This is a genomic window from Paenarthrobacter histidinolovorans (assembly GCF_014647595.1).
Taxonomy (GTDB): Bacteria; Actinomycetota; Actinomycetes; order Actinomycetales; family Micrococcaceae; genus Arthrobacter; species Arthrobacter histidinolovorans.
In genome coordinates this window covers 146648-170408 of record NZ_BMPM01000002.1, presented here as the reverse complement: position 1 = coordinate 170408, position 23761 = coordinate 146648, and the positions used below count along the sequence as shown (strand labels likewise).

22 protein-coding genes and 3 tRNA genes are annotated in these 23761 nt (G+C 62.9%); 19 read left to right on the top strand and 6 right to left on the bottom strand.

From position 1 onward, the window contains the following. Window positions 1–18: 18 nt before the first annotated feature. From IEY62_RS05450 to IEY62_RS05420, 7 genes are all read left to right on the top strand, one after another. A complete protein-coding gene (locus IEY62_RS05450) occupies window positions 19–1128 on the top strand; it encodes a sensor histidine kinase (protein ID WP_189014746.1) in 1110 nt (369 codons plus the stop codon). Next, window positions 1125–1736: a response regulator transcription factor gene (locus tag IEY62_RS05445; protein WP_189014744.1), complete on the top strand. Its 612-nt coding sequence runs from the start codon at window positions 1125–1127 to the stop codon at window positions 1734–1736. The genes IEY62_RS05450 and IEY62_RS05445 overlap by 4 nt, the downstream gene beginning before the upstream one ends. A 43-nt stretch (window positions 1737–1779) precedes the next feature. Continuing rightward, window positions 1780–2961 (top strand): tRNA dihydrouridine synthase DusB, encoded by a 1182-nt coding sequence (gene dusB, locus IEY62_RS05440; protein WP_189014742.1) that lies wholly within the window; start codon window positions 1780–1782, stop codon window positions 2959–2961. 64 nt (window positions 2962–3025) lie between these two features. After that, the gene (locus tag IEY62_RS05435) at window positions 3026–4342 is read left to right on the top strand and encodes a deoxyguanosinetriphosphate triphosphohydrolase (RefSeq protein ID WP_189014739.1); all 1317 of its coding nucleotides are present in this window, start codon (window positions 3026–3028) and stop codon (window positions 4340–4342) included. A 49-nt stretch (window positions 4343–4391) separates the two neighbouring features. After that, window positions 4392–6275 carry a DNA primase gene (gene dnaG, locus IEY62_RS05430; RefSeq protein WP_189014738.1) on the top strand — a complete coding sequence of 628 codons (1884 nt, stop codon included), beginning with the start codon at window positions 4392–4394 and terminating at the stop codon, window positions 6273–6275. A 53-nt stretch (window positions 6276–6328) separates the two neighbouring features. Next, a tRNA-Asn gene (locus tag IEY62_RS05425) sits at window positions 6329–6401 on the top strand. 115 nt (window positions 6402–6516) lie between these two features. After that, window positions 6517–6589 (top strand) — tRNA-Asn (locus IEY62_RS05420). Between the two features lie 46 nt (window positions 6590–6635). Here IEY62_RS05420 and IEY62_RS05415 read toward each other — a convergent pair. The 5 genes from IEY62_RS05415 to IEY62_RS05395 all read right to left on the bottom strand — a co-directional run bounded on the left by IEY62_RS05415 (window position 6636) and on the right by IEY62_RS05395 (window position 12502). Then, window positions 6636–7043, bottom strand: a complete 408-nt coding sequence (locus IEY62_RS05415; protein WP_039240465.1) for a hypothetical protein — start codon at window positions 7041–7043, stop codon at window positions 6636–6638. A 41-nt stretch (window positions 7044–7084) separates the two neighbouring features. Then, window positions 7085–8368, bottom strand: a complete 1284-nt coding sequence (locus IEY62_RS05410; RefSeq protein WP_189014736.1) for an alpha/beta hydrolase — start codon at window positions 8366–8368, stop codon at window positions 7085–7087. Between the two features lie 22 nt (window positions 8369–8390). After that, window positions 8391–10889, bottom strand: coding sequence for a bifunctional lysylphosphatidylglycerol flippase/synthetase MprF (locus tag IEY62_RS05405; RefSeq protein ID WP_189014734.1), 2499 nt, complete (start codon window positions 10887–10889; stop codon window positions 8391–8393). Window positions 10890–11044: 155 nt separating this feature from the next. Further along, window positions 11045–11224, bottom strand: coding sequence for a glycine zipper domain-containing protein (locus IEY62_RS05400; protein ID WP_189014732.1), 180 nt, complete (start codon window positions 11222–11224; stop codon window positions 11045–11047). A gap of 48 nt (window positions 11225–11272) precedes the next feature. Further along, window positions 11273–12502, bottom strand: coding sequence for a multidrug effflux MFS transporter (locus IEY62_RS05395; protein WP_189014730.1), 1230 nt, complete (start codon window positions 12500–12502; stop codon window positions 11273–11275). 171 nt (window positions 12503–12673) lie between these two features. On the opposite strand from IEY62_RS05395, the gene IEY62_RS05390 reads away from it, so the two are divergent. From IEY62_RS05390 to IEY62_RS05365, 6 genes are all read left to right on the top strand, one after another. Beyond that, on the top strand, window positions 12674–13522 hold the full coding sequence (locus IEY62_RS05390; RefSeq protein ID WP_189014728.1) for a phage holin family protein: 849 nt from the start codon (window positions 12674–12676) through the stop codon (window positions 13520–13522). 44 nt (window positions 13523–13566) lie between these two features. Next, complete coding sequence (locus IEY62_RS05385) at window positions 13567–14190, top strand: CDP-alcohol phosphatidyltransferase family protein (protein WP_189014726.1); 624 nt, start codon at window positions 13567–13569, stop codon at window positions 14188–14190. Then, window positions 14190–15095, top strand: a complete 906-nt coding sequence (locus IEY62_RS05380) for a DMT family transporter (RefSeq protein ID WP_189014724.1) — start codon at window positions 14190–14192, stop codon at window positions 15093–15095. Before IEY62_RS05385 ends, IEY62_RS05380 begins: the two co-directional genes overlap by 1 nt. A gap of 107 nt (window positions 15096–15202) precedes the next feature. Next, window positions 15203–16399 (top strand): glycosyltransferase, encoded by a 1197-nt coding sequence (locus IEY62_RS05375; RefSeq protein WP_189014722.1) that lies wholly within the window; start codon window positions 15203–15205, stop codon window positions 16397–16399. An 84-nt stretch (window positions 16400–16483) separates the two neighbouring features. Beyond that, a tRNA-Ile gene (locus IEY62_RS05370) sits at window positions 16484–16557 on the top strand. Window positions 16558–16755: 198 nt separating this feature from the next. Continuing rightward, the gene (locus IEY62_RS05365) at window positions 16756–17946 is read left to right on the top strand and encodes an acyl-CoA dehydrogenase family protein (protein WP_189014720.1); all 1191 of its coding nucleotides are present in this window, start codon (window positions 16756–16758) and stop codon (window positions 17944–17946) included. A 26-nt stretch (window positions 17947–17972) separates the two neighbouring features. Here the strand turns inward: IEY62_RS05365 and IEY62_RS05360 are convergent, their stop codons facing one another. Further along, on the bottom strand, window positions 17973–18467 hold the full coding sequence (locus tag IEY62_RS05360; RefSeq protein ID WP_189014718.1) for a M23 family metallopeptidase: 495 nt from the start codon (window positions 18465–18467) through the stop codon (window positions 17973–17975). 407 nt (window positions 18468–18874) lie between these two features. On the opposite strand from IEY62_RS05360, the gene rpsB reads away from it, so the two are divergent. From rpsB to IEY62_RS05330, 6 genes are all read left to right on the top strand, one after another. Continuing rightward, window positions 18875–19744, top strand: a complete 870-nt coding sequence (gene rpsB / locus IEY62_RS05355) for a 30S ribosomal protein S2 (protein WP_189014716.1) — start codon at window positions 18875–18877, stop codon at window positions 19742–19744. Between the two features lie 122 nt (window positions 19745–19866). Beyond that, complete coding sequence (tsf, locus tag IEY62_RS05350; RefSeq protein WP_011774217.1) at window positions 19867–20703, top strand: translation elongation factor Ts; 837 nt, start codon at window positions 19867–19869, stop codon at window positions 20701–20703. Between the two features lie 121 nt (window positions 20704–20824). Further along, on the top strand, window positions 20825–21562 hold the full coding sequence (pyrH, locus tag IEY62_RS05345; protein WP_018777485.1) for a UMP kinase: 738 nt from the start codon (window positions 20825–20827) through the stop codon (window positions 21560–21562). Window positions 21563–21663: 101 nt separating this feature from the next. Continuing rightward, complete coding sequence (frr, locus tag IEY62_RS05340; protein WP_018777486.1) at window positions 21664–22221, top strand: ribosome recycling factor; 558 nt, start codon at window positions 21664–21666, stop codon at window positions 22219–22221. Beyond that, window positions 22221–23156: a phosphatidate cytidylyltransferase gene (locus tag IEY62_RS05335; protein ID WP_189014715.1), complete on the top strand. Its 936-nt coding sequence runs from the start codon at window positions 22221–22223 to the stop codon at window positions 23154–23156. The genes frr and IEY62_RS05335 overlap by 1 nt, the downstream gene beginning before the upstream one ends. A 20-nt stretch (window positions 23157–23176) precedes the next feature. Further along, on the top strand, window positions 23177–23761 hold the full coding sequence (locus IEY62_RS05330) for a DivIVA domain-containing protein (protein WP_189014714.1): 585 nt from the start codon (window positions 23177–23179) through the stop codon (window positions 23759–23761).

Sequence of the window (23761 nt, the reverse complement as noted above, 5' to 3'; positions counted from 1 at the left end):
GTGACTAAGGTGGGATCCATGAGCAGCCAGTCCCTCGCTGATACCTTCCGCGGTCCTGGACCCCGCAAGTGGTTCATCGGCGCCGGCCTTTCCATTGTTCTTTGGGCCTGGCCCACCTGGAACCTCGTGTGGTCCGTGGACGAACCGGCAGGCTGGAAGGTGCTGGCCTCGGCGTCGTTGGTGGCCTTCTTCGCCGCTTATGCGGTGTTGCCGATGTTCAGCCGGCGACGGGACAGCCGGACGGGACTGCTGTGCGTCGCGATCCTGCTGGCGCTCAACGGCCTGGTGATCCTCCTGGTGGGCAGGGAAGCACTGTGGACGTGGCCCTTTCTGGCGTGCGCCATCGGAATGACTACGCTGCCGCCCCGCGTCGACTTCGCTGTGATCATGGCGCTTTCGGGAATTTCACTGGCATCCGAACTCGCGGGCGGAAACCCGGAACAGGCCTTCTTCCAACCGGCGCTCATTCTGTCCTTGGGGTTCATGATGTCCTCGTTTGCGCGCCTGATCCGCCAGACTGCTGAACTACGGGCCGCCCAGACCGAACTGGCCGATGCCGCCGTCGCCGCCGAACGCAGCCGGGTGGCCCGGGACATGCACGACATCCTGGGGCATTCCCTCACCGTCATTGCCGTCAAAGCCGAGCTGGCGGGGCGCCTGATGGAGAATGCGCCCGGGGGGCCGGCCACGGACAAGGCCACCGCGGAGATCGTGGAAGTCCAGGAGTTGGCGCGTGGTGCGCTCGCAGATGTCAGGGCCACCGTTGCCGGCTATCGCGGGGTCAACGTCCTGGCCGAACTCGCAGCGGCCCGGATGGCGCTGGAGTCGGCCGGTATCGACGCAGATCTTCCGGGGACTGTAGAGCAGGTGCCCGCCGAACACCGTGAACTTTTCGGCTGGGTCCTGCGGGAGGGCATCACGAACGTCGTGCGGCATTCAGGCGCAGTGCGGTGCCGGGTCCGGTTGACGGCGTCGACGGTTTTGGTGGAGGACGACGGCGTGGGGCCGGGTTTGGCGGCAGCCGGCAGCGGGCTGGCAGGACTTCGGGAGAGAGTGGCCAATGCCGGCGGAACAGTAAACATAGGTGCGAGCGACCTGGGAGGGTTCAGATTGGCTGTTGACGTATGACCATCCGACTGGTGATCGCAGACGACCAGGCGCTGGTGCGGGGTGCCCTCGCCGCGCTGCTGGGGCTTGAAGAGGACATCGAGGTGGTAGCGGAGCTGGGAGACGGCACCGGCGTTGTCCCGGCCGTGGTGGAGCATTCCGCTGACGTGGCGATGCTCGACGTCGAGATGCCCGGGCTGGATGGCATCAGCGCAGCAGCCGCAGTCCGCCAGGCGGCCCCGTCGTGCCGTGTGCTCATGGTGACGACGTTCGGCCGGCCGGGCTATCTCAGGAGGGCGATGCAGGCCGGTGCCTCCGGGTTCGTGGTCAAAGATACGCCGGCGCGGCAGCTGGCCGAAGCCGTGCGACGCGTCCACAATGGCCTCCGCGTGGTGGACCCGCTGCTCGCCGCGGAGTCCCTGACCTCCGGTGACAGCCCGCTGACCGACCGGGAGGCCGAGGTGCTGAAGGCGGCGTCCGACGGCGGTACGGTGGCGGACATTGCCAGAGTGTCGATGCTGTCGGAGGGCACGGTACGGAACTACCTCTCAGCTGCGATGGCGAAAACGGGCGGGCGGACGCGGGCGGAAGCGGTCCGCCTGGCACAGGAGAACGGGTGGCTTCTTTGAGTCCCCGCGCCCCCGATTTGCCCTGCTTTGCAACAATGGATAGGTGACTGTAGTAGCAACGCCCCCCACCCCGAAGCTCGAGCTCCCGCCCCTGAAGCTCGGCGGGATCACCGTGGACACCCCGGTGATCCTTGCCCCCATGGCGGGCATCACGAACTCCGCCTTCCGAAGGCTCTGCCGTGAATACGGTGGCGGCCTGTATGTCGCTGAGATGGTGACTTCGCGTGCCCTGGTGGAGCGGACCCCGGAATCGCTGCGGATCATCTCCCACGACGAGGACGAGAAAGTCCGCTCCGTACAGCTCTATGGCGTGGACCCGGTAACCGTCGGCGCTGCGGTGCGGATGCTCGTGGACGAGGACCGTGCCGATCACATCGACCTCAACTTCGGTTGCCCCGTGCCCAAGGTCACCCGCCGCGGGGGAGGGTCCGCGCTGCCGTGGAAGATCGACCTCTTCACATCGATCGTGCAGACTGCGGTCAAGGAAGCCTCCAAGGGCGGAATCCCGCTGACCATCAAGATGCGCAAAGGCATCGACGATGACCACCTGACCTACCTGGACGCTGGCCGCATCGCCCGGGACTCCGGCGTTGCCGCGGTGGCGCTCCATGGGCGGACGGCGGCGCAGTTCTATTCCGGCCAGGCCGACTGGTCGGCGATCGCCCGCCTCCGCGAGGCACTCCCGGACATCCCGGTGCTGGGCAACGGCGATATCTGGTCCGCAGAAGACGCTGTGCGGATGGTGCGGGAAACCGGCGTCGACGGCGTTGTGGTGGGCCGTGGGTGCCAGGGCCGTCCCTGGCTTTTCGGCGATCTCCAGGCAGCCTTTGAAGGCAGCGACGAGCGGCACCGCCCTGGGCTCCGCGAGGTTGCCGAGGGCGTCTACCGGCACGCGGAATTGATGGTGGAGACCTTCGGGAACGACGAATACAAGGCCCTCCGTGAAATCCGCAAGCACATGGCCTGGTATTTCAAGGGCTACGTGGTGGGCGGGGAGCTGCGGGCGAAACTTGCCACAGTGCCCACCCTGGAGGTCCTGCGCGAATTGCTCGACGAACTGGACATGGATCTTCCCTATCCGGGCGTCGACTCGGAGGGCCCCCGTGGCCGCGCGGGATCCCCCAAGAAACCGGCGCTGCCCAAGGACTGGCTGGACAGCCGTCAGCTGAACGCTGAACAGAGCGCGGATATCTCAGCAGCAGAGCTGGACGTTTCGGGCGGTTAGCCTCACACGTGTAAGACTGGCTCAAGAAGCTCCACACCCCGGCGCTTGAAGGAGGCAGATACCCATGGGAACCGAAGCAATGCTTGGCCACGATGCAGCAAGCCACGATTTTGTGCTGGCCATCCCCGGATATTCCGAGGCAGACTCTGCCCGGTGGGTTGAGGAGCCGCGGAAGAGCAACTACCGCTCCGACTTTGAAAGGGACCGTGCCAGGGTCCTGCATTCCTCTGCCCTGCGCCGGTTGGGCGCCAAAACACAAGTTGTGGCTCCCGATACCGATGACTTTGTCCGCACCCGGCTCACGCACAGCCTTGAAGTAGCCCAGGTGGGCCGCGAACTGGGGCGCTCCCTGGGGTGCGATCCCGATGTCGTGGACACCGCGTGCCTGAGCCACGATCTTGGCCACCCTCCTTTTGGCCACAACGGCGAATCCGCCTTGAACGAAGTGGCGCACACGATCGGCGGCTTCGAAGGCAACGCCCAGACGCTTCGGCTGCTGACCCGCCTCGAACCGAAAGTGCTCGCGGCGGACGGCAGGCCGGCAGGGCTGAACCTGACCCGTGCGAGCCTGGACGCCGCGTCCAAATACCCGTGGTCCGCCGTCGACGCCCCTGTGATCCATGGCCACCGCACCAGCAAGTTCGGCGCGTACGAAGACGACCTGCCCGTGTTCGAATGGCTCAGGGAAGGCGCTCCGGGCAACCGCTCCTGCATTGAAGCCCAGGTCATGGACCTTGCCGATGACATCTCGTACTCGGTACACGATGTGGAAGATGCGATCGTGGCCGGCCACTTCCAGCTCAAGTGGATGGAGAACCCGGACCACCGGGCCAGGGTAGTGGGCTACACCAAGCAGTGGTACCTCCCGCACAACGATCCCGCCGAGATTGACGCTGCCCTTGCCCGGCTTGAGGCCACCCAGGTCTGGGTCCGCGAAGCTGATGGCAGCCGCAAGTCGATGGCAGCGCTGAAGGACATGACCAGCCAGTTGATCGGCCGGTTCTGCCAGAGCGCCATGGAAACAACCCGGGACCATTTCGGACCGGCCAACCTCACCCGCTATGACGCCGAGCTCATGGTCCCGGAGGAAACCGTGACCGAGATCGCGGTGCTCAAGGGCCTGGCCACCACGTTCGTCATCTCCACCGACCACCGCCAGCCTGTCTACGAGCGCCAACGCGAGGTGCTGCACGCACTCGTGGGCGTTTTGAACGCCACAGGCGACCGTCATCTGGAGCCGATGTTCGCCGCGGACTGGCGGGACGCCGTCGACGACGGAGCCCGCCTGCGCGTGGTGATCGACCAAGTGGCGTCGCTGACGGATGTCTCTGCCCTGGCCATGTACGAACGTCTGGTGGGCAGCCTCCCGTCGCTTTGGTAGGGCCTGCCCGTTCGGCGGGCGGTTTGTTCGATGCGACTAGGATGGACACGTGGCTGGCCTGATCAAACGTGAAGATATCGACGAAGTACGCCAGCGCACGGACATCAAGGAAGTCGTTGACGGATACGTCACGCTCAAAGGTGCCGGATTGGGCAGTTTCAAAGGCTTGTGCCCCTTCCATGACGAACGTTCCCCCTCCTTTACCGTCCGCCCACAGGTGGGCAGGTACCACTGCTTCGGCTGTGGCGAGGATGGCGACGCCATTTCCTTCATCCAGAAGATGGATCACAGTTCCTTCCACGAAGCCGTGGAAAAGCTCGCGGCCAGGATTGGCTACGAGCTGCGGTACGAGGACGGCGGCACAGGCCCCAGCCGCGAGGAAGTGGGCAAGCGCCAGCGCCTGCTCGACGCCCACAAGATCGCCGATGAGTTCTTCCGGGCACAGCTGCTGACACCGGGTGCTGCCGAGGGGCGGAACTTCCTGGACGGACGTGGCTTCGACCGTGCCGCTGCCGAACACTTCGGGGTGGGCTACGCCCCGCAGGGTTGGGACGCGCTCCTGAAGCATCTGCGCGGGCGCGGTTTCACGGACGCGGAGCTGAGGCTCACTGGCATGTTTTCCGAAGGCAATCGCGGCATCTATGACCGCTTCCGCGGCCGGCTGATCTGGCCCATCCGGGATATCGCCGGCGACACCATCGGTTTTGGTGCCCGCAAGCTCTATGAGGACGATCAGGGCCCCAAATACCTGAACACCCCGGAAACCACGCTCTATAAAAAGTCCCAGGTCCTCTATGGAATCGACCTCGCCAAAAGGAACATCGCCAAGGACCGTCAGCTGGTGGTGGTTGAGGGGTACACGGACGTCATGGCCTGCCACCTTGCAGGAGTCACGACGGCGGTAGCCACCTGCGGTACTGCCTTCGGTACCGAGCACATCAAGGTGGCCCGTCGGCTGCTTTCGGACGACGGCAGCGGGGGAGAGGTCATCTTCACCTTCGACGGCGATGCCGCCGGCCAGAAGGCTGCCCTGAGGGCATTCGAGGAGGACCAGCGGTTCACGGCCCAGACGTATGTGGCAGTGGAGCCTTCCGGTGCTGATCCCTGCGATCTTCGCCAGCTCAAGGGCGACGCCGCGGTGCGCGAGCTCATCGGCACCCGTAAGCCGCTCTTCGAGTTCGCCATCAGGGCTACCTTGCGGCGGCACAACCTGGACACCGTGGAAGGCCGCGTGGCAGCGCTCCGTGAAGCGGCCCCGGTGGTTGCACAGATCCGTGACTCAGCCACGAGGCCGGAATACACGCGGAACCTTGCCGGCTGGCTGGGGATGCCCATCGAGGAAGTCAGCCGTTACGTTGGTGCGGCCGCCAAGCGGGGGACAAGCGGCAGCAACGCTGCCGGCAACGGCGAGCAGGCGGCAGCCGCGGCAGCGCCGCCGTCGGGCGGCCCGGTCTTCAACCGTCCCAACCCCCGCGACCCCGTAGCGGGGATGGAGCGCCAGGCACTGGAGGTGGTGCTTCAAGATCCTGCAGTGCTGGGCGGGATGGCGTGGGACCGCTTCGCGGCGACGATGTTCTCCACGCCGGCCTACGCTGCCATCCATGCGGCCATCCGTGCCACAGGGCTCGCCCATGCGGCGGATCCGGTGTCATGGGTGGAGCAGATCCGGCAGGAAGTGCCCGAACCCCTGCGCAACCTGGTGTCAGAGCTTGCGGTGACACCGCTGCCTGCCAGCACTCCCGAGGCCATGCAACGGTACTGCCGCGATATCCTGGCCCGTCTCTTCGAACTTCAGATCACCCGTATCAAGGCCGACAAGATGGGGCAGCTGCAGCGGCTCGATGCTGCCTCCCATCCTGAGGAGTTCCAGCGGCTGAACCGTGAGTTGATGCAGCTCGAAATGGAGCGTCGCGCGTTGCGATCGGACGGCTGAGAACCTCGATTTCGTTTTCCGGCGGGCCCCTGTTAAGCTAGTAACCGCTTCATTCCTCCGTAGCTCAATTGGCAGAGCATTCGACTGTTAATCGAAGGGTTACTGGTTCAAGTCCAGTCGGAGGAGCGCACAATACCCCCGTTCCGGTTCGCCGGAGCGGGGGTATTTTTATACCCCCAGGGGGTATGGCCGACCGATTTCACATCCGGTAAAACCTTTGCTAAAGTCATAACCGCTTCATTCCTCCGTAGCTCAATTGGCAGAGCATTCGACTGTTAATCGAAGGGTTACTGGTTCAAGTCCAGTCGGAGGAGCACAAGGACCCCGTACCGGCTTTTCAGCTGGTGCGGGGTCTGCCTTTTAAACGAAATCCATCTCCACCTGGAGGAAGCGCGCGGCCTCGGCCACCGCTGCCATGAAGGAATCCTGCTCGGTGGGAGGGGTCCTCGGTTCGCGTGGATGCCATTCATGCGGCGCCGAGTAGACTCTCGTGAAACCGCCGCCGGGAGGGGCATAGAAAATCCCGAACCTCTGGACGGGCCACTCGGGGGAGGTTTCCGGAGCGACCAGGAGTGCGGCGTCGGTTTCGGGGTTGTACCACTGGGCTATGGGCCTTCGCCGGTCATCAGTGAAGAGCCCTCCGGCGTACAAAGCGGCCGACGGCGGACTGGTCACCGAGCACAGGCGTTCCCACCACAGCGGGAGGATGCGGTCATCCTTGCGCTGCCACGGTGCCGGTAACGGGTTCAGCTCTTGCCAATGTGGCACATCTCAACTTTATCGCCGGTGGGTGGCCGCGGAAAGAGCTTCTAGCGGGACAGGCCCAGGCGCGGGTACAGCACTTCAAAGCCCTTCTCCAGGCCCGCGTTCAATGCCAGGCCCACGTGTCCGCCATTGGGGACCTCGTAGTACGTCACGGTCATTCCGGCCGCTTGTGCCGCCGCTGAGACGGCTTTGGCGGCCGCTACGTAGGTGGGGTCGTCCGAGCCCGCCGTGAACACGGCAGTGGTGTCGGGGAACTGTTTGCCCTTCATGATGTTGATGGGTTTTTGGGCATCATATTCGGCCTGGTTACCGCCAAAGATCCCGGCCAGGTTCTCCGCAGGGTCTTCCGCACCCGGGAATTCCTCGCCGGAGATGTCCACCACATTGCCCCACATCCCGGGGTACTTGACGGCGAAGGAGATGGCACATTGGCCGCCATTGGAATAACCGGCAATGGTCCAGTGGTCCCTGTCCGGGAGGATGTTCAGGTTGGCCTTGGCCCAGTTCACCACGTCCTGGTTGATGTACTTCTCCACGTTCCCGTACTTGGGGGTGTCCAGGCACAGGGTGTCGTCCTGGTCCGGACCGATCTGGTCTGCGACGATCGCGATGGGGGCCAGGCCGTTGTTTTTTGCCGCGAACTCGTCGAGGGCGGCGGAGACGTACTGCGGATCGGGGAGGCCAGGCTGGCCCATCATGAGGACAAACAGGGGAAGCCGCGGCGGATTGGCTGTCAGGGCCGCCGGTGGGAGATAAATCCCCGCCGGGCGCGCGTCGAACCCCGAGACCGTGGCCGGGATGACCTGGGTCCCCACCTTTCCCTTGGCCGGCATGGTGGCAGGCGGAGTCCAGTGCTGCCACAAGGGTCCGGCTGGAATGGACGCGTCCGGGTCCGGCTTGTTCAGTTCAATGACGTCCTCGGTGGAGACTCCCAAGGCCGAACCCAAAGTGTTGTTCAGCCCGAACTCGGCGTTGATCTGCAGGGCCGCAACAATGACGAACACGGGTACCGAGATGATTGCGACCACCTTGCGCCAGCGCGCGCTTCGAAGAAAACTCACCGCAACCAGCCCCAGCGCGGCGAAACAGCTGATCGACCAGAACCACACCCGCGGCGTCAACCCCACGTGAAAGACGTCCAGCACGTCCTCCACGATCCATACGGTGAACCACCCCACCAGCCCCGCCACCACAATGGCGGTCAGTGCCCTGGGTACCCAGTGGGCTGACGGCCGGAGGAAAAGCACCAGGAAGAACCCGACGGCGATGATCCCGGCGATGGTCAGGACCACCGGGCTGCTGATCTCGAGCTTCAGGAAATCGTTCATGGTCGCGCCGCTGGATGACCGATCATGCGGCAGGCTCCCGGGCCACCATCTGCCTCAACAAACCAGCGCTTTGGGCGGGCGAGAGCCCGGGCAGGTAGGCGGAGCCAACCGCCAGACCGATCGAAGGCAAGGCCAGGGGGTCCTGGTAGTACATGTACAAGGTCCGGTGCTCCGGTTGGAACCTCGACTTGAAGGCAGCCAATGACTTGAAGCCGTACATCGGCTCCAAGGCATTGCCCAGCAGCGCCAGGACGCGGTCCAGGGTGCTTCGGTCACCTTCTGCATTTCCGGCCCCCGCATTGGCCAGGGGAGAACCTGAGAGGGAGATCCGGGGAACTTCCTCCTTGAAGTGAGTCACGGCCGAGGCGATCAGGAACTCCATGACGCCCTTGAATCCCGTGGTGCGGCGCCTCATGAAGTCCAGGGTCCAACCGGAGATCGTGCCGTTGCTGAAAACGGGAAGCCAGCTGGTCACCCCGTGGACCAGACCGTCGTCGTCCACCGCCACGCAGCAGAGCACTTCGTGATCCTTGAGTTCGTTCAAGCCGCCCAGGGTGAATCCCATCTCGGGAAGCGCCTTGTCAGCTACCCACTCTTCGGAAATTTCGGCCAGTTGGGCCCTGATGCCAGGCGGCATGCTGCCGTAGTGGTACCAGAGGTCCTTGATGGACAGCTTCTCCGCGCGGTTCAGCGCGGTACGGACGTTCTGCCACTCTTTGCCCTTGAAAGTCATTGCCTGGACGTTCAGCAGCGTTTCTTCGGCAACCTCCAGTTTCCTGAAGCCGTAGGGGAGCAGCGGACCATCCAGCCCGGAATCTGCAGAGTAGAAGCAGGGGACCAAACCCAGGGCGGAACAGTGCGCCACGAAACCAAGCGCTGCCTCGTCATGGTGGGCGGCATCGCCGTAGGGACCGGCCACGGTCAGTGCCACCCCGTTATGGACCTGGTAGGCGACTCCGGCCTTCCTGTCCGGGGTGAACCAGTATTGGTTGTTGTCCCACAGTGCCATCCAGGACAAGGTGCCGCCGCCCAGGTGCAGCAACTCGCGGGTGTGGCCGAGGTCGGCAGCGGGGTCCGTGGCAATCATCCTGAAGCGGCGGAAGTTGTTGAGGACCAGCACCAGGATGAGAAGCCAGATGACGTCTCCGCCCAAGCCGTACAGCACCGTGCTCAGCAACCCCTGCGGGAGGGCCACAACGAACGGGACAGGGAAAGGCACCAGGATGTGCGTCAGCTGTCCGGCCAGGTCCCACAGGGTTGACTGGCCCGGATTGCCCTCCAGGAACCAAAACGCCACATAGAGAGCCACTGCGGTCACTGCCAGGACCAGGGCAGCCCGGCCCAGGGCACGGTATCCGGCATCGCTGGACTCCACCCTGAACCTGTGCCGGTTAGCCAGCAGCAGCGCCACGATGATGATGGGCGCGAGAAGCGCCGGGACCACGTACAGCAGGAGGTAGCCGAAATCGTCGTCGCCCAGGGTGACATCCGGGTCAGTGATGTACTGGACGATCGCCAGGACGGTCACCGCAGCCAGGTACACCTGGATGATCAGTGTCAGCCGATACGCCAGGCGGCGCCCGCGGCGCAGGCCTTCGGCGCAGACCAGCAAGAGGAGAACAGGGATCACCGTCAGGATGGCCGCACCAAAACTGCGGACACCCACAATGTTTTGCAGGGCCACGCAGTTTGCCTCGTTCCTGCAAGCCTCCTGTACCTCATCGACGTCGGGGCTGGCTTGGAGCATCACCTCCGAGACCACCGACAGCGGGCCAACCTCCCAGGTGCCCGTCAGCTGCGTGAGCAGGGGCCCCAAGGCGAAGACGCCCACCACCGTGCCCACCAGGAAGCGCGTTTCACGGAGGCTGGAGGAGTTGAAAGACCCGCCGCTCTTATGGAGAACAACGGACTGTGCGGCCCACCCGGCAACTATCCCGATCACCGCGCCGGCCAGAGCCTGCAATGTTTGGGCCACTCCAACGAACAGGGCGAACATCAGGGCCGCAGCGAGCAACCATGTCCGGAGGCGACGCCGCCACAGCGAGTCAAGTGCCGCCGTCGAAAATCCCAGGGCAGCAGCGGCGCCACCATAGGCGCCCACCGCGTATTCCCCGCCGAGGAAGCTCAGCCATTGGTCGCTGTTGCCGGTACCGAAAGCCACCAACGCGACCAGCACCAGGGCGCTGAGGGCGGAGCCTGCGACGAAGGCGGCAAGGGCCAGCCACGGGCCCAAGACCCTTTCGGCAATGCCGACCCCCAGCAGGATCGCCGCGGTGCAAGCCAGGTAGTCCAGCAGCGAGGAACCGAAGAAGGTTGAGGTGAAGACCGACCACCACGGCCCGGGCTCCACGGCCAGGCCAAGCCCCACCTGCTCCAGGAGGGCTTCGGGAGGGCCGTTGAGGACGCTTCCTGTAGCCACTGCCACAACCCAGAGGACGACCACCAGAGCCAGCGTCAGCGGCAAACTCCGCACGGTTGCCAGGCCCCGCAGGGTGCCACGAAATCCGACGGCCGTGCTCATGTGATGTCCCCTTCACCGGTTTGGCACCGGTTACACCGGCTGGCCACCATTCTGCCCTGCGGCAGGGCTTTAGGGGAGAGTTTGGAACGTTCGACGCCGGACGGCCGGCAGCGGAGGCCGCTTGGTCACGGTTTCCGCTTAGTCACGATTCCCGTTTAGTCACGATTCCAGGGTCCCGGGTTGATGCGGTAGAGAACCGCGGCGCCGATCACGGCACCCAGCAACGCACCGAACACCGGGCTTCCTGCAGCACGGCCGATGAGTGCCCCGGCCACCGCGCCCAGCATCGCACCGAGAAAGAGGCCCCTGCCATTGCGGTGCGGTTTGTTCGTCATGGTGACAGCCTACGGTGCAGTTGATGGATGGCCGCTAGTGGATGGCCGCTAGTGGATGGAGGGCACGGTCCGGGGCCGCACCACCAACCAAAGGGCAGTCATGGAGCCCGTAATGCAGACGGCCATCACGGCGCCCATGGGGACGGCGGAAGTGACCCCCAACCATCCCACCACCGGTGGAACGATGCCCGCCATCATGAACTGCGAAGCACCAAGGAGTGAGGCCGCCGTGCCCGCCTGTGCGCCGTGGTTAGCCAGGGACAACACCTGGACGCACGGGAACATGAACCCGGTGGCGCAGATGTAGAACCACAAAGGAATCAACGTTCCCCACAGCCCCACCTGGAACAGATCCAGCACGATGATCACAACGGACATGCACAACATGAACAGCGTTGCTCCGGCCACAATCCACTGCGGGGCCATGCGCCGGATCAGACGCGAACTGATCTGGACGCCGGCCACAATACCGAGTGAGTTGATGCCGAACAGGATGCCGTATTCCTGGGGCGAGAAGCCGTAGACCTTCTGGAAGAGGAAGGTGGACGCGGACAGATAGGCGAACAGGCCGCCGAAGTTCAGGCTGCCCACCAGCACCATGCCCACAAAAATCCGGTCCGTAAGTACCTTCTTGTAACGCTGTCCAACCGTCACTGTGGACTTGCCACGCTGTTCGGCAGGCAAGGTTTCCCGGATAAAGAAAATGGAGGCAATGATGACCAGCAAGCCGTAGCACGCCAGGAAGTAGAAAATTCCGGGCCACGGAAATACGAGGAGCAGTTGTGACCCGATCACCGGGGCCAGGATGGGAGCGAGCCCGTTGACCAGGGACATGCGGGAGAACATCCGCACCATGGAGTACCCGTGGAAAAGGTCCCTGACCATTGCCATGGCCACTACGCCACCTCCGGCGGCCCCGATTCCCATGAGCACGCGGAATACGGAGAGCATGCCGATGTCGGTTGCCAGCGCCGCGCCCAAGGAAGAGCCGATGTGCACGGCTGTGGCCAGGATCAGCGGGAGCCTGCGGCCCACCTTGTCGCTGAACGGTCCCACCACCAGCTGGCCGACGCCGAAGCCGACAGTCGTTCCGGTCAGGGTGAGCTGGATTGCAGCTTCCGAGACATTGAAGCTCGACTCCAGGGCCGGGAACGCCGGAAGGTAGAGGTCGATGGTGAAGGGGCCCAGGGCCGTCAAAGCGCCCAGGAGGAGAATGTAGACAAGTTTTTCGCGTCGGCTCAGGGAATCGCCCGGAGCAATGGGAGGGGTCACGATCATCTATCCTATGGCCCAGATCATATTTATTGCTGCTATGACGGGCGCGCCGGAGCGCGGGACCGAAAGTTCAGCAGGAGCCTGAATGATAGCTTTGAGGACAGGTGTCCGCAGTGGAGTTTTCCGCTGCGTTCGCCCGACACGATGCCAAGAGGAAGCAGTTAGGCGGAACCCATGAGTGGACGTCACACCGGCCGGACCAGTCAAGGACCAGCCATTCGTACTTTGCCGAAGACCCTCAAGCTCGTTGCACGCTTGGCCCCACGGCAAATCAATGATGAGATCGCCCTTGCCAAGGTGGAACTCAAACGCAAGGCCACCCAGCTTGGCGTGGCCGGCGCCTTCTTCGGCGTCGCCCTCGTTTTTCTGGCGCTGCTGGTTATCGCGCTGGTGGTGGCAGCCATTCTGGGCCTGGCCACCATCATGCCTGGCTGGCTCGCCGCGTTGCTCGTCTCAGCGTTCTTCCTTGTGGTCGTCGCCATCGCATCACTGATCGGTATCGCCAAGTTCAAGAAGGCCATGCCGTTGGTACCCGAGGACACCATCCGGGGCATCAAGCATGACCTTGGGATCGCCAAGGAAGGTTCAGCCTTCGACGAGTCGATCCTCGACCCGAACTCACCTGCCGCCAAGGCCGCCAAAGCCGAAAAGGAAGCCGCAGCCGAGAAGGCCAAGGCCGAAAAGGCAGCAAAGGAAGCCGCCAAGGAAGCCGATGCCGTCAAGGCGCCCACGGAAGCCGAGCTTCGATCCCGACTGAAGAGGCGCCGTGAGCACCTTACGGGAGTCCGCGATGAGCTGGGCGAACAGCTGGACGTCAAGAAGCAGGGCCAGGCTCTGCTCGAGAGCGCCACCATCAGGTTCCAGGAGGGCAAGGAATTTGCCACCGCGAAATTTGCCGACCTCGGCGACTCCGTTCCGCCAAGCGTCAGTGAGCGGATGGCCGCGCACTGGAAAGACCTTGCAGCTTTCGCCACCGCCGCGGTGGTCTTCGTGGTTGCGCTGAGGAAGCTGCTGAAGAAGTAGCAGTATTTTGGGCGCCGGATATTGAACATGAGGAAGGGGGACACATGAGGCTGATCGGCGCTGGTTCGCACCCGGATCGTCCGCAGGTCGACCATGACCTCATCTTCACTGTCCCCAATATCCTCACCGTCCTGCGTTTCATGGGCGTGCCGCTTTTTGTCTGGCTTGTGCTGGCTGAGCAGGAGTACGGCTTTGCAGTCCTCGTGCTTGTCATCATGGGCAGCACGGACTGGGTGGACGGATATATCGCCAGGCGGTTCGACCAGACCTCCAAGTTGGGCAGGATCCTGGACCCGATGGCCGACCGGGCCGCGCTCCTGGCCGTGGCATTCACCTTGGCGATTGCCGGCGTCGTGCAGTGGTGGTACCTGGCGGCGCTTCTGGTGCCGGACGCGATCCTGGCGATTGCATCGTTGATCTATTTCAGGAGCCACCCGGATCTTCCCGTGAGCATCATTGGGAAAATCCGCACCGCCCTGCTGCTGGTAGGTACGCCGTTGCTCGTCCTTTCCAAACTACCCATTCCCCTGACCGAGGTATATTTCGTGGCGGCCTGGACGTTCCTGGGCCTGGGCCTGGCCGGCCACTGGATCGCTGCGTACAACTACTTCTGGGCCATCCTGCGTAAAGGAAAAGAATTGAAAACCGACGACGGCGGACTCGGCTGATGGTCTGGCTGGCGGTTTGCCTGGCGGTACTTGGGGCCTTCTTCCTCGCCATTGGCGCCCAGCGGCAGGGGAGCGCGGTGAAAGCCGATACTGGTGGACTTGCGCTGAGTTCCAATGGCTTTCTGCGGCTCCTGCGGAATCCGCGCTGGATGCTGGGCCTGTTGTTCCTTGCCTTGGGCATGGTGATGAATGCCATAGCGCTCGTGTCTGCACCCCTGACCGTGGTGCAACCGATCGGGGCGATTGCGCTGGTCATTACTACGGTGGTCAACGCCAAGGACCAGGGCCTGAGCATCAACCGGGCAACAGTTGTGGCGATCAGCGCCTGTGTCACCGGCTCTGCGCTGTTTGTGCTGCTGGCCGTCTTCGTCACCCAGGAAAACCACCATGTCAGCGGTGACGATGAGCTGACGATCGTACTGCTCCTTGCCCTGGCAGTCGGCATTTTCGGCACCCTGGCTGTCTTGTTCAAACACCGGATGAGCGCCTTCATTTACATCCTTGGCGCGGGTGTCCTGTTTGGCTTTGTCGCAGTCCTCACGCGCATCATCGGCAAGCACTTGCTGGATCCCAATGGCATGTTCCTGCTCAATGTTCAGTGGTACACGCTGATCGCCATCGTGGCAGCGGGCGGCCTGGGGTCCTGGTTCGTCCAGAGTGCTTACTCGGGCGGGCCGCCGGACCTCGTGATCGCCGGGTTGACGGTGATTGACCCGATGGTGGGCATTGCAATCGGCATCATCATTCTTGGTGAGCTTCGTCCTGATGTCCACGCCGTGATGGCGATCGCCATGGCAGCGGCCGCTACGCTTGCTATCGTGGGTGTTATTGCCCTGAGCCGGCACCATCCGGAAGTCACCAAGCGCAAGAAGGACGCGAAGGCGGCTGCCAGCCGGAAGGCCTAGGGCAGATCTTTACCTTGCGCCACCGCTTTTGCGGGCGGCAAACCGGCGACACCGCAGCATTGCCAAAAGCAACGCTGTCCGCACCGTGACCATCAGGAGTTCTCCACGTGACCATTCCCGACACCAACAAGCCCCTCACCATCCTGATAGCTGCGGACACCTACCCGCCGCACGTCAACGGAGCCGCCCAGTTCGGCTACCGACTGGCCAAGGGGATGACGGCACGCGGACACAACGTTCACGTGTTGGCCTGCCGTCCGGATTCGGGCAAGAGCTACACGGAATTCCGCGACGAAGCCACCGTGCACCGCCTGCGCTCCCACGGCGTCTTCACCCACGAATACTTCCGTATCTGTTTCCCTTGGGAGATCAAGAAGGAAATCAGCCTGCTGTTCGACAAGGTGCAGCCCGATGTCGTGCACATCCAAAGCCACTACATGATCGGTGAACACGTCCTTTACGAGGCCGTCAAGCGGGGCATCCGGATTATTGCAACAAACCACTTCATGCCCGAGAACCTGAATCCATTCCTTCCGTTCCCGCAGTGGTTCAAGGACATCGTGGGCCGCATCTCCTGGAAGGACATGGGCAAGGTCATGGGGCAGGCGGATGTGGTCACGACGCCTACGCCGCTGGCGGCCAAGGCCATGCACCAGCACGCCTTCCTGCGCAAAGTCCTGCCGCTGTCCAACGGCATCGACTCGTCAGCCTATGAACTCCACCCCGGTGAAGTCATTGAACCGCACAACCATCCCACCGTTCTCTTCGTGGGGCGCCTTGCCGAGGAAAAGCACATCGATGTGCTGATCGATGCTGTGGCCAAAACACCCAAGGACTTGAACATCCACCTGGAAATTGTGGGCGGTGGAGAAGTCCGTCCCGCTCTGGAAGCACAGGTTGCCCGGCTTGGGCTGGGGGACCGGGTGAAGTTCCTGGGACTCGCAAGCGACGAGGACCTGCGCGAGGCCTACATCAAGGCCGACATTTTCTGCATGCCCGGCACCGCAGAACTCCAGTCCTTGGTGACGTTGGAGGCCATGTCCGCTTCCACCCCCGTGCTGCTGGCCGATGCGATGGCCTTGCCGCACCTGGTCCGGGATGGCGAAAACGGATACCTCTTTACCCCCAACAACAGCTCCGAGCTCGCAGCGAAGATCACCAAGCTGGTCGGGCTTCCCAAGGATGAGCTGGAGGCCATGGGCAAGATGAGCCGCGAAATGGTGGAGCCCCACAGCATCAACGGCACGCTCCAGACCTTCGAGGACCTTTACCGGGGCGCCTCCTACGAGGACATGGTGGTGTGACCACAGCACTCCTTTTAGCTATTAGTATTGCTAGAGTGCTTTGCCCGGAACGGCTGCTTCACGGTGGTTTGTTCGGGGCATCACGGGGCTATAGCTCAGCTGGTTAGAGCGCGGGACTCATAATCCTAAGGTCCTCGGTTCAAGTCCGAGTAGCCCTACCGGAAGAAAATCCCCCTTGCCGACGCAAAGTCGGCAAGGGGGATTTTTTCGTTGCGGGAGGTTGCCTCATGCGGTATGTTACTGATCAGTAACTTATTACTCGCCGGTAACTTGGCTGCCCTGCGGACTTCCGGGTCGCAGCGCAGTCCTTCCGGGCCTTGACGTGGTCGCAGGTGACCACCCTTGAAGGAGCGAACATGTCCAACACTGCATTCGACGCCACCAATCTTCCCTACGCCGACGGTGACTTCTATGCCTTTGAGCAGTTGCTGACAGGTAAGGAACAGGACCGCTTGGCCGAAGTCCGGGAATTCCTTGCCCGCGAAGTCAAGCCGATCGCGGTGGATTGCTGGAACCGCGGCGAATTCCCCATGGACCTCATTCCCAAGCTCGGCGAATTGGACCTTGTCAGCCCGGTGCGGCGGCAGGGATACTCCAACCTCTTTGCCGGCATGCTCCACGCCGAAGTCACCCGTGCGGATGCTTCCATTGCCACTTTCATGGGCGTCCACGATGGCCTCTTCACGGGGTCGATTGAAGCCCTGGCATCGCAGGAACAGAAGGACGCGTGGCTGCCTGACATCTACTCCCTCAAGAAGATCGGCGCCTTTGGCCTGACCGAGCCCCTGGGTGGTTCGGATGTTGCCGGCGGAACCCGTACGACGGCGCGGCGTGACGGCGACACCTGGATCCTTGACGGCGCCAAGCGCTGGATCGGCAACGCCACTTTCTCGGACTGGGTGGTCATCTATGCCAAGGATGTGGCCGACAACCAGGTGAAGGCATTCCTGGTGGACACCACCTTGCCCGGCTACTCCGCCAGCAAGATCGAGAACAAGATCTCCCTTCGCACGGTCCAGAACGCTGACATCACGCTGGACAACGTGGTGGTGCCGGACTTCTTCAAGCTGGCCAACGGCAACAGCTTCCGCGATACCAACAAGGTCCTGAAGGTCACGCGCCTGGCTGTGGCGTGGCAGGCTGTAGGACTTCAGATGGCCGCCTTTGACGTTGCACGCAGTTACGCGGTGGAGCGCCAGCAATTCGGGCGCCCGTTGGCAGCGTTCCAGTTGGTGCAGAACCAGTTGGTGCAGATCCTGGGCAACACTGTGGCCTCGATGGGCATGATGGTGCGGCTTGCGCAGCTCGAGGACGCAGGCGTGGCGAAGGACGAGCAGTCGGCCCTGGCCAAGGCTTTCACCACTGCCCGTATGCGTGAAAGTGTCGCCTTGGGTCGCAGTATCCTCGGCGGCAATGGCATCGTGACGGACTATGGCATGGCCAAGATCTTCTCCGATGCCGAGGCGATCTACTCCTACGAGGGCACACACGAAATCAACACGCTTGTGACCGGGCGCGCGATCACGGGTGTGTCTGCCATCGTCTAGAACTTCTGTGGACGGCAGGCGGGGCCTCAATCCAGCGGCAGCAGCACCGATGGGCGCAGGTCGGACACAAAGGCCAATGGATTGAGGTATTCCTCGCCGCGTCGAACGCCCCAGTGCAGGCAGATTCCCCTTTCGCAGTGTCCCGGCTGGACGGTGCCGACCGGTTGTCCCCTGGCCACGTGGTCGCCGGGCTTGAGTTCGCTGGCCACGGGTTCAAAGCTGCTCCTGAGCCCTTCACCGTGATCGATGGTGAGGACAGGGCGGTCAACCACGACGCCGGCGAAGGTCACTACGCCGTCGGATGGCGCGGTGACCTGTCCGCCGTCGGGCGCTGGGCCCAAATCCACGCCGCGATGCCCGCTCAGCCACGGTTTGTCCGGAGGGTCGAACATCCGTAGAACGCCCGGTTTGGGGGACAGCGGCCAGCTCCATCGCCCTTGGGGAGCGGTAGGGGCGGTGTCTGACCCGGAGAGGATGATGAGGGCAAGGAGCATGGATGCTGGGAGCTTCAGGAAGGGCATGGACCCAGCCTTCCGTTTGTGTGATCCCCGGGCTATCCCGGGGAGCCGGTATGTGGACAACTGCCGGTGATGGGCGGTCGGCTGGCCGGTATCGCTGTAGTACACTTGGTGGAGCAGTTTGCTGTGCCCTCAAGCTTGTTCAGGAACATGTCTCATTCAGATGTGTGGGGGTCCCAGGCTGACTACGCGTATCCAGCCCTCCTTCAGCGAAGCCCACGGTTTCAGGCTGCGGAGGATTGTGCCTCTTGCGGTCCGGTGGAGCCTTTGGTTCCGTGCCGGATGAGAAGTGCAATGGATGCCAGGAGCCGCGCCCGTCCGGGCAAAGGCTAAACAACCGTCAACTATTGGCAGGGTAAGAGCAGCCCCTTGGGCTCTCTCATGAATGACCTGCCGGAAGGAGCGTCGGCATGCCCGTCGTAACCATGCGCCAGCTGCTTGACAGCGGCGTCCACTTTGGACACCAGACCCGTCGTTGGAACCCGAAGATGAAGCGCTTCATCTTCACGGAACGCAACGGCATCTACATCATCGACCTTCAGCAGTCGCTGTCCTACATCGACCGCGCCTACGAGTTCGTCAAGGCTACTGTCGCCCACGGCGGCACCGTCCTGTTCGTCGGCACCAAGAAGCAGGCTCAGGAAGCAATTGCCGAGCAGGCTACCCGTGTTGGCCAGCCGTACGTCAACCAGCGTTGGTTGGGCGGTATGCTCACCAACTTCCAGACTGTCGCCAAGCGTATCCAGCGCATGAAGGAACTCGAAGAGATCAACTTCGACGACGTCGCCGGCTCCGCTTACACCAAGAAGGAGCTCCTGCTCCTCAAGCGCGAACTCACCAAGCTTGAGTCCAACCTCGGTGGTATCCGCAACCTGACCAAGGCTCCCTCGGTTCTGTGGGTTGTTGACACCAAGAAGGAACACCTTGCTGTTGACGAAGCCAAGAAGCTGAACATCCCGGTTGTTGCCATCCTGGACACCAACTGCGATCCCGACGAAGTTGACTTCCCGATCCCGGGCAACGACGACGCCATCCGCTCCGTCAACCTGCTCACCCGCGTTGTTGCCGACGCCGTGGCTGAGGGCCTCATCGCCCGCAACCAGCGCGCAACCGGCACCACCGAAGCTCCGGAAGAGCCGCTGGCCGAGTGGGAGCGCGAGCTCCTCGAAGGCAGCAAGGCTGAAGAAGCAGCAGCAGCTGAGGCTCCGGCCGCAGAAGCTCCCGCAGCAGAAGCACCGGCAGCAACCGAAGCTGCAGCCGGCGAAGCCGAAGCCAAGTAAATCTGGACCTTCCCTGATGCTGGAGACAGCGTCCGGGGCAACTGACAGGATGGCGGCTCACGCGGTGGGCTGCCGTCCTGTCAGTTACGTAAACACACAAATTTCTAGACAGAGGGGTTCACATGGCGAACTACACTGCTGCTGACATCAAGGCCCTGCGCGAGCGCACCGGCGCCGGCATGATGGACGTCAAGAAGGCTCTTGACGAGGCCAACGGTGACGCTGAGAAGGCCATCGAGATCATCCGCATCAAGGGCCTCAAGGGTGCCACCAAGCGCGAAGGCCGTTCCACGGCTGAGGGCCTGGTTGCTGCCAAGGTCAACGGCGGCGTTGGCGTAATGATCGAAGTCAACTGCGAGACCGACTTCGTCGCCAAGGCTGACAAGTTCATCCAGCTGGCCGACAAGGTCCTCAACGTTGCAGTCGAGTCCGGCGCAGCCGACCTCGAAACCCTGCTGGCCACCGAGGTCGACGGCAAGCCGTTGTCCGAGGTCGTCGTCGAAGAGGGCGCTGTCCTCGGGGAAAAGGTTGTCGTCCGTCGCATCTCCCGCGTCGAGGGCACCACGGTTGACGCCTACCTGCACAAGACGTCCAAGGACCTTCCGGCCCAGGTCGGCGTCCTGTTCGCTGTTGACGGTGAAGGCGAAGCCGCTGCCACCGCCGCACACGACATCGCTGTCCACGTTGCAGCCATGGCACCGAACTACCTGACCCGCGAAGACGTCCCGGCCGAACTGGTCGAGTCCGAGCGCCGCATCGCCGAAGAGACCGCCAAGGCTGAAGGCAAGCCCGAAGCTGCACTCTCGAAGATCGTTGAAGGCCGTGTGACGGGCTTCTACAAGGGTGAAGTTCTGGTCGACCAGGCATTCGCCAAGGATTCCAAGAAGACTGTTGCACAGGTCCTCGAAGAAGCCGGCGTCAAGGCAACCGCAGTAACCCGTTTCCGCGTCGGAAACTAGTAATTCATGAAAAGGGGTGGTCACTTCGGTGGCCGCCCCTTTTTCATGCACGCGTCCGGGTAGTACCTGCACGGACCCCCAGCACGATAATCTAGCCAGAGTCCACCAACGGGAAGGCACCATGGAAACCGTCAACACTGCAATCCAGCCCGAGAAGACCCGCCGACGTGTACTTCTGAAACTTTCCGGCGAAGTCATCGGCGGAGGCAAGCTCGGCGTCGATCCCGAGACCGTCAGGGCAATTGCCAAGCAGATCGCAGCAGGCGTTGCGGATGTGGAAGTAGCAATCGTTGTTGGCGGCGGCAACTTCTTCCGGGGCGCTGAACTGTCGCAAAGCGGCATGGATCGTTCCCGCGCCGACTACATGGGCATGCTGGGCACCGTCATGAACTGCCTCGCGTTGCAGGACTTCCTGGAGCAGGCCGGAGTGGAGACCCGCGTCCAGAGCGCCATCACCATGGGCCAGGTGGCCGAGGCCTACATTCCCCGCCGCGCCATCCGCCACATGGAAAAGGGCCGCGTAGTCATTTTCGGTGCCGGCGCCGGCCTGCCGTATTTCTCCACCGACACCGTTGCTGCGCAGCGGGCGCTGGAAGTGCACGCCGACGTCGTGCTCATGGCCAAGAGCGGGGTGGACGGCGTTTACACGGCCGACCCCAAGAAGGACCCCACAGCCGAGAAGCTCGATGTCCTCAGCTACGACGACGCACTGCGCCGCGACATCCGCGTCATGGACCAGACCGCCATGACCATGTGCAAGGACAACAACCTCTCCATGGTGGTGTTCGGCATGGAAGGCGAAGGCAATGTAACCCGGGCGATCCTGGGCGAAACGCTGGGAACCCTGGTAACTCCCTAGCAAGGGCTAGGATATTTCTAGGACCGTCCGCCCCTGGTGGCGGATCTTTACTGTGCATTGGCGCCTGCAGTTGGGCAGCAACTATTTCTGAGGAGAAACCCGTGATCGAAGAGACCTTACTCGAAGCCGGCGAGAAGATGGACAAAGCCGTGGAAGTAGCCAAGGACGATTTCGCCACGATCCGTACGGGCCGGGCCAACCCCGGCCTCTACAACAAGGTCATCGTTGAGTACTACGGCACACCTACCCCGCTCCAGCAGCTGGCGTCCTTCGGTGTTCCCGATGCCCGGACAATCCTGATCACGCCTTACGACAAGACCGCCCTGCGCGACATCGAAAAGGCACTGAGCGACTCCGAGGTTGGGGCCAACCCCTCCAACGACGGCAACGTCATCCGCGTCACCATCCCGGAGCTCACCAAGGAGCGCCGCAAGGAATACGTGAAGATCGTCAAGGGCAAGGGTGAGGACGCCAAGGTCTCCATCCGAAGCATCCGTCGCAAGGCAAAGGACACCCTGGACAAGCTCGTCAAGGACGGCGAAGCCGGCGAAGACGAGGGCTCGCGCGCTGAGAAGGAGCTCGATGCCCTGACGAAGCAGCACGTCGACAGCATCGACGAGCTGCTCAAGCGCAAGGAAGCCGAGCTGCTCGAGGTCTGATGAGCCAGGCTGAGCCGGCGCCCGCTGAACGGGTCCCGACACGCGATACCCCCAAGCGCGCCCGGCGTGTGCGGGCGAACCCCACACCCAAGGCTGGCCGCAACCTGCCCGCGGCCATCGGCGTCGGCCTTGCCATGCTGCTGGCCGTCCTGGGAGGCTTGCTGTTCCTGCCCCTGGGGTTTGTCCTGCTCACCACGGCCTTCGCGGTCCTGGGAGTTTGGGAAGTTTTCCGTGCCCTGGAAGCCCAAGGCACCAGGATGCCGATCGTCCCGGTGATGGTCGGCAGCCTGGTGATGCCGGTATCGGCCTACTTTGGTGGTCTGGAAGGCCTGCTCTTCACCATGACAGCCAGCTCGGTGGCGGTGTTGCTCTGGCGCTCCATCGAGAGCGCGGCAGGTGCGCCGCGCAGCGTCTTTGCCGGCGTTTTCACCCTGGCATGGATACCGTTCCTGATCAGCTTCGCTGCGCTGCCCCTGCATGCCACCGGCGGAGCAACCCCTGTGGGCTTCTGGCCGCATGGAATCCCGGACGGCGCCTGGCAGATTGCCTCGATGCTGCTGCTGGTCGTGTCGAATGACACTTTCGGCTACATTGTGGGAGCTTCGTTCGGCAAGCATCCGATGGCTCCCAAGATCAGTCCCAAGAAGTCATGGGAAGGGTTCGCGGGATCTGTAGGCGGTGCCATGCTCATCGGCGTCCTGGCCTGCATCTTTTTGCTTGACCGGCCGTGGTGGGTCGGCTTGGTTCTTGCCGTTGGAATGGTTGCCGCAGCAACCGCAGGGGACCTTGCCGAGTCAATGGTCAAGAGGGAACTTGGCGTCAAGGACATGAGCAGTATTTTGCCGGGCCACGGTGGTGTGATGGACCGTCTGGACTCGATCGTGTTCGCGGCCCCTGTGGCCTATGTTTTGTTCGCGCTGCTGAGCGGCGTCTGACAACCGATGAAGGAAAAATAGTGGCCTTGGATATTCGACGCCAGATCCCCGCGACGTTCGACCGCGTGGAGCGCAGCAAATACGGTTATAACGCCAAGCAGGTTGACGAGTTTCTTCAGCGTGCACGGACGTCGTTTGAGAACCCCGTTGGTGCTGCCGACCAGGTGGCCAGCGTGGATGTCCGTGAGGTGGCTTTCGACCCCGTCAAGGGCGGCTATGACGCCCACAGCGTGGATGCCGCCCTGGACCGCCTTGAAGATGCGTTCGCGCGACGCGAGCGGGACGAACTGATCAGCCAACAGGGCGAAGAAGCCTGGTTGCGGCAGATCGGGAAGCTTTCCGGGATACTTCGTGGCAGGTTGCACCGGCCCGATGGTGAACGTTTCCGCCGCCCGGCAAGCAAGCGGACCCGCAGCTACAACGTCCAGGATGTTGATGCCTTGTGCGTCGAGTTGATCGGTTACCTGGAAAACGATCAGCCACTGAGCGTGGACACCGTTCGACGGGCCGTCTTCCGTGCAGCCAAAGGTGATGAGGGCTACGAAGAAGCCCAGGTCGATGCGTTCCTCGCCCGCGTCGTGGAGCTCATGGCGGCCATTGACTGA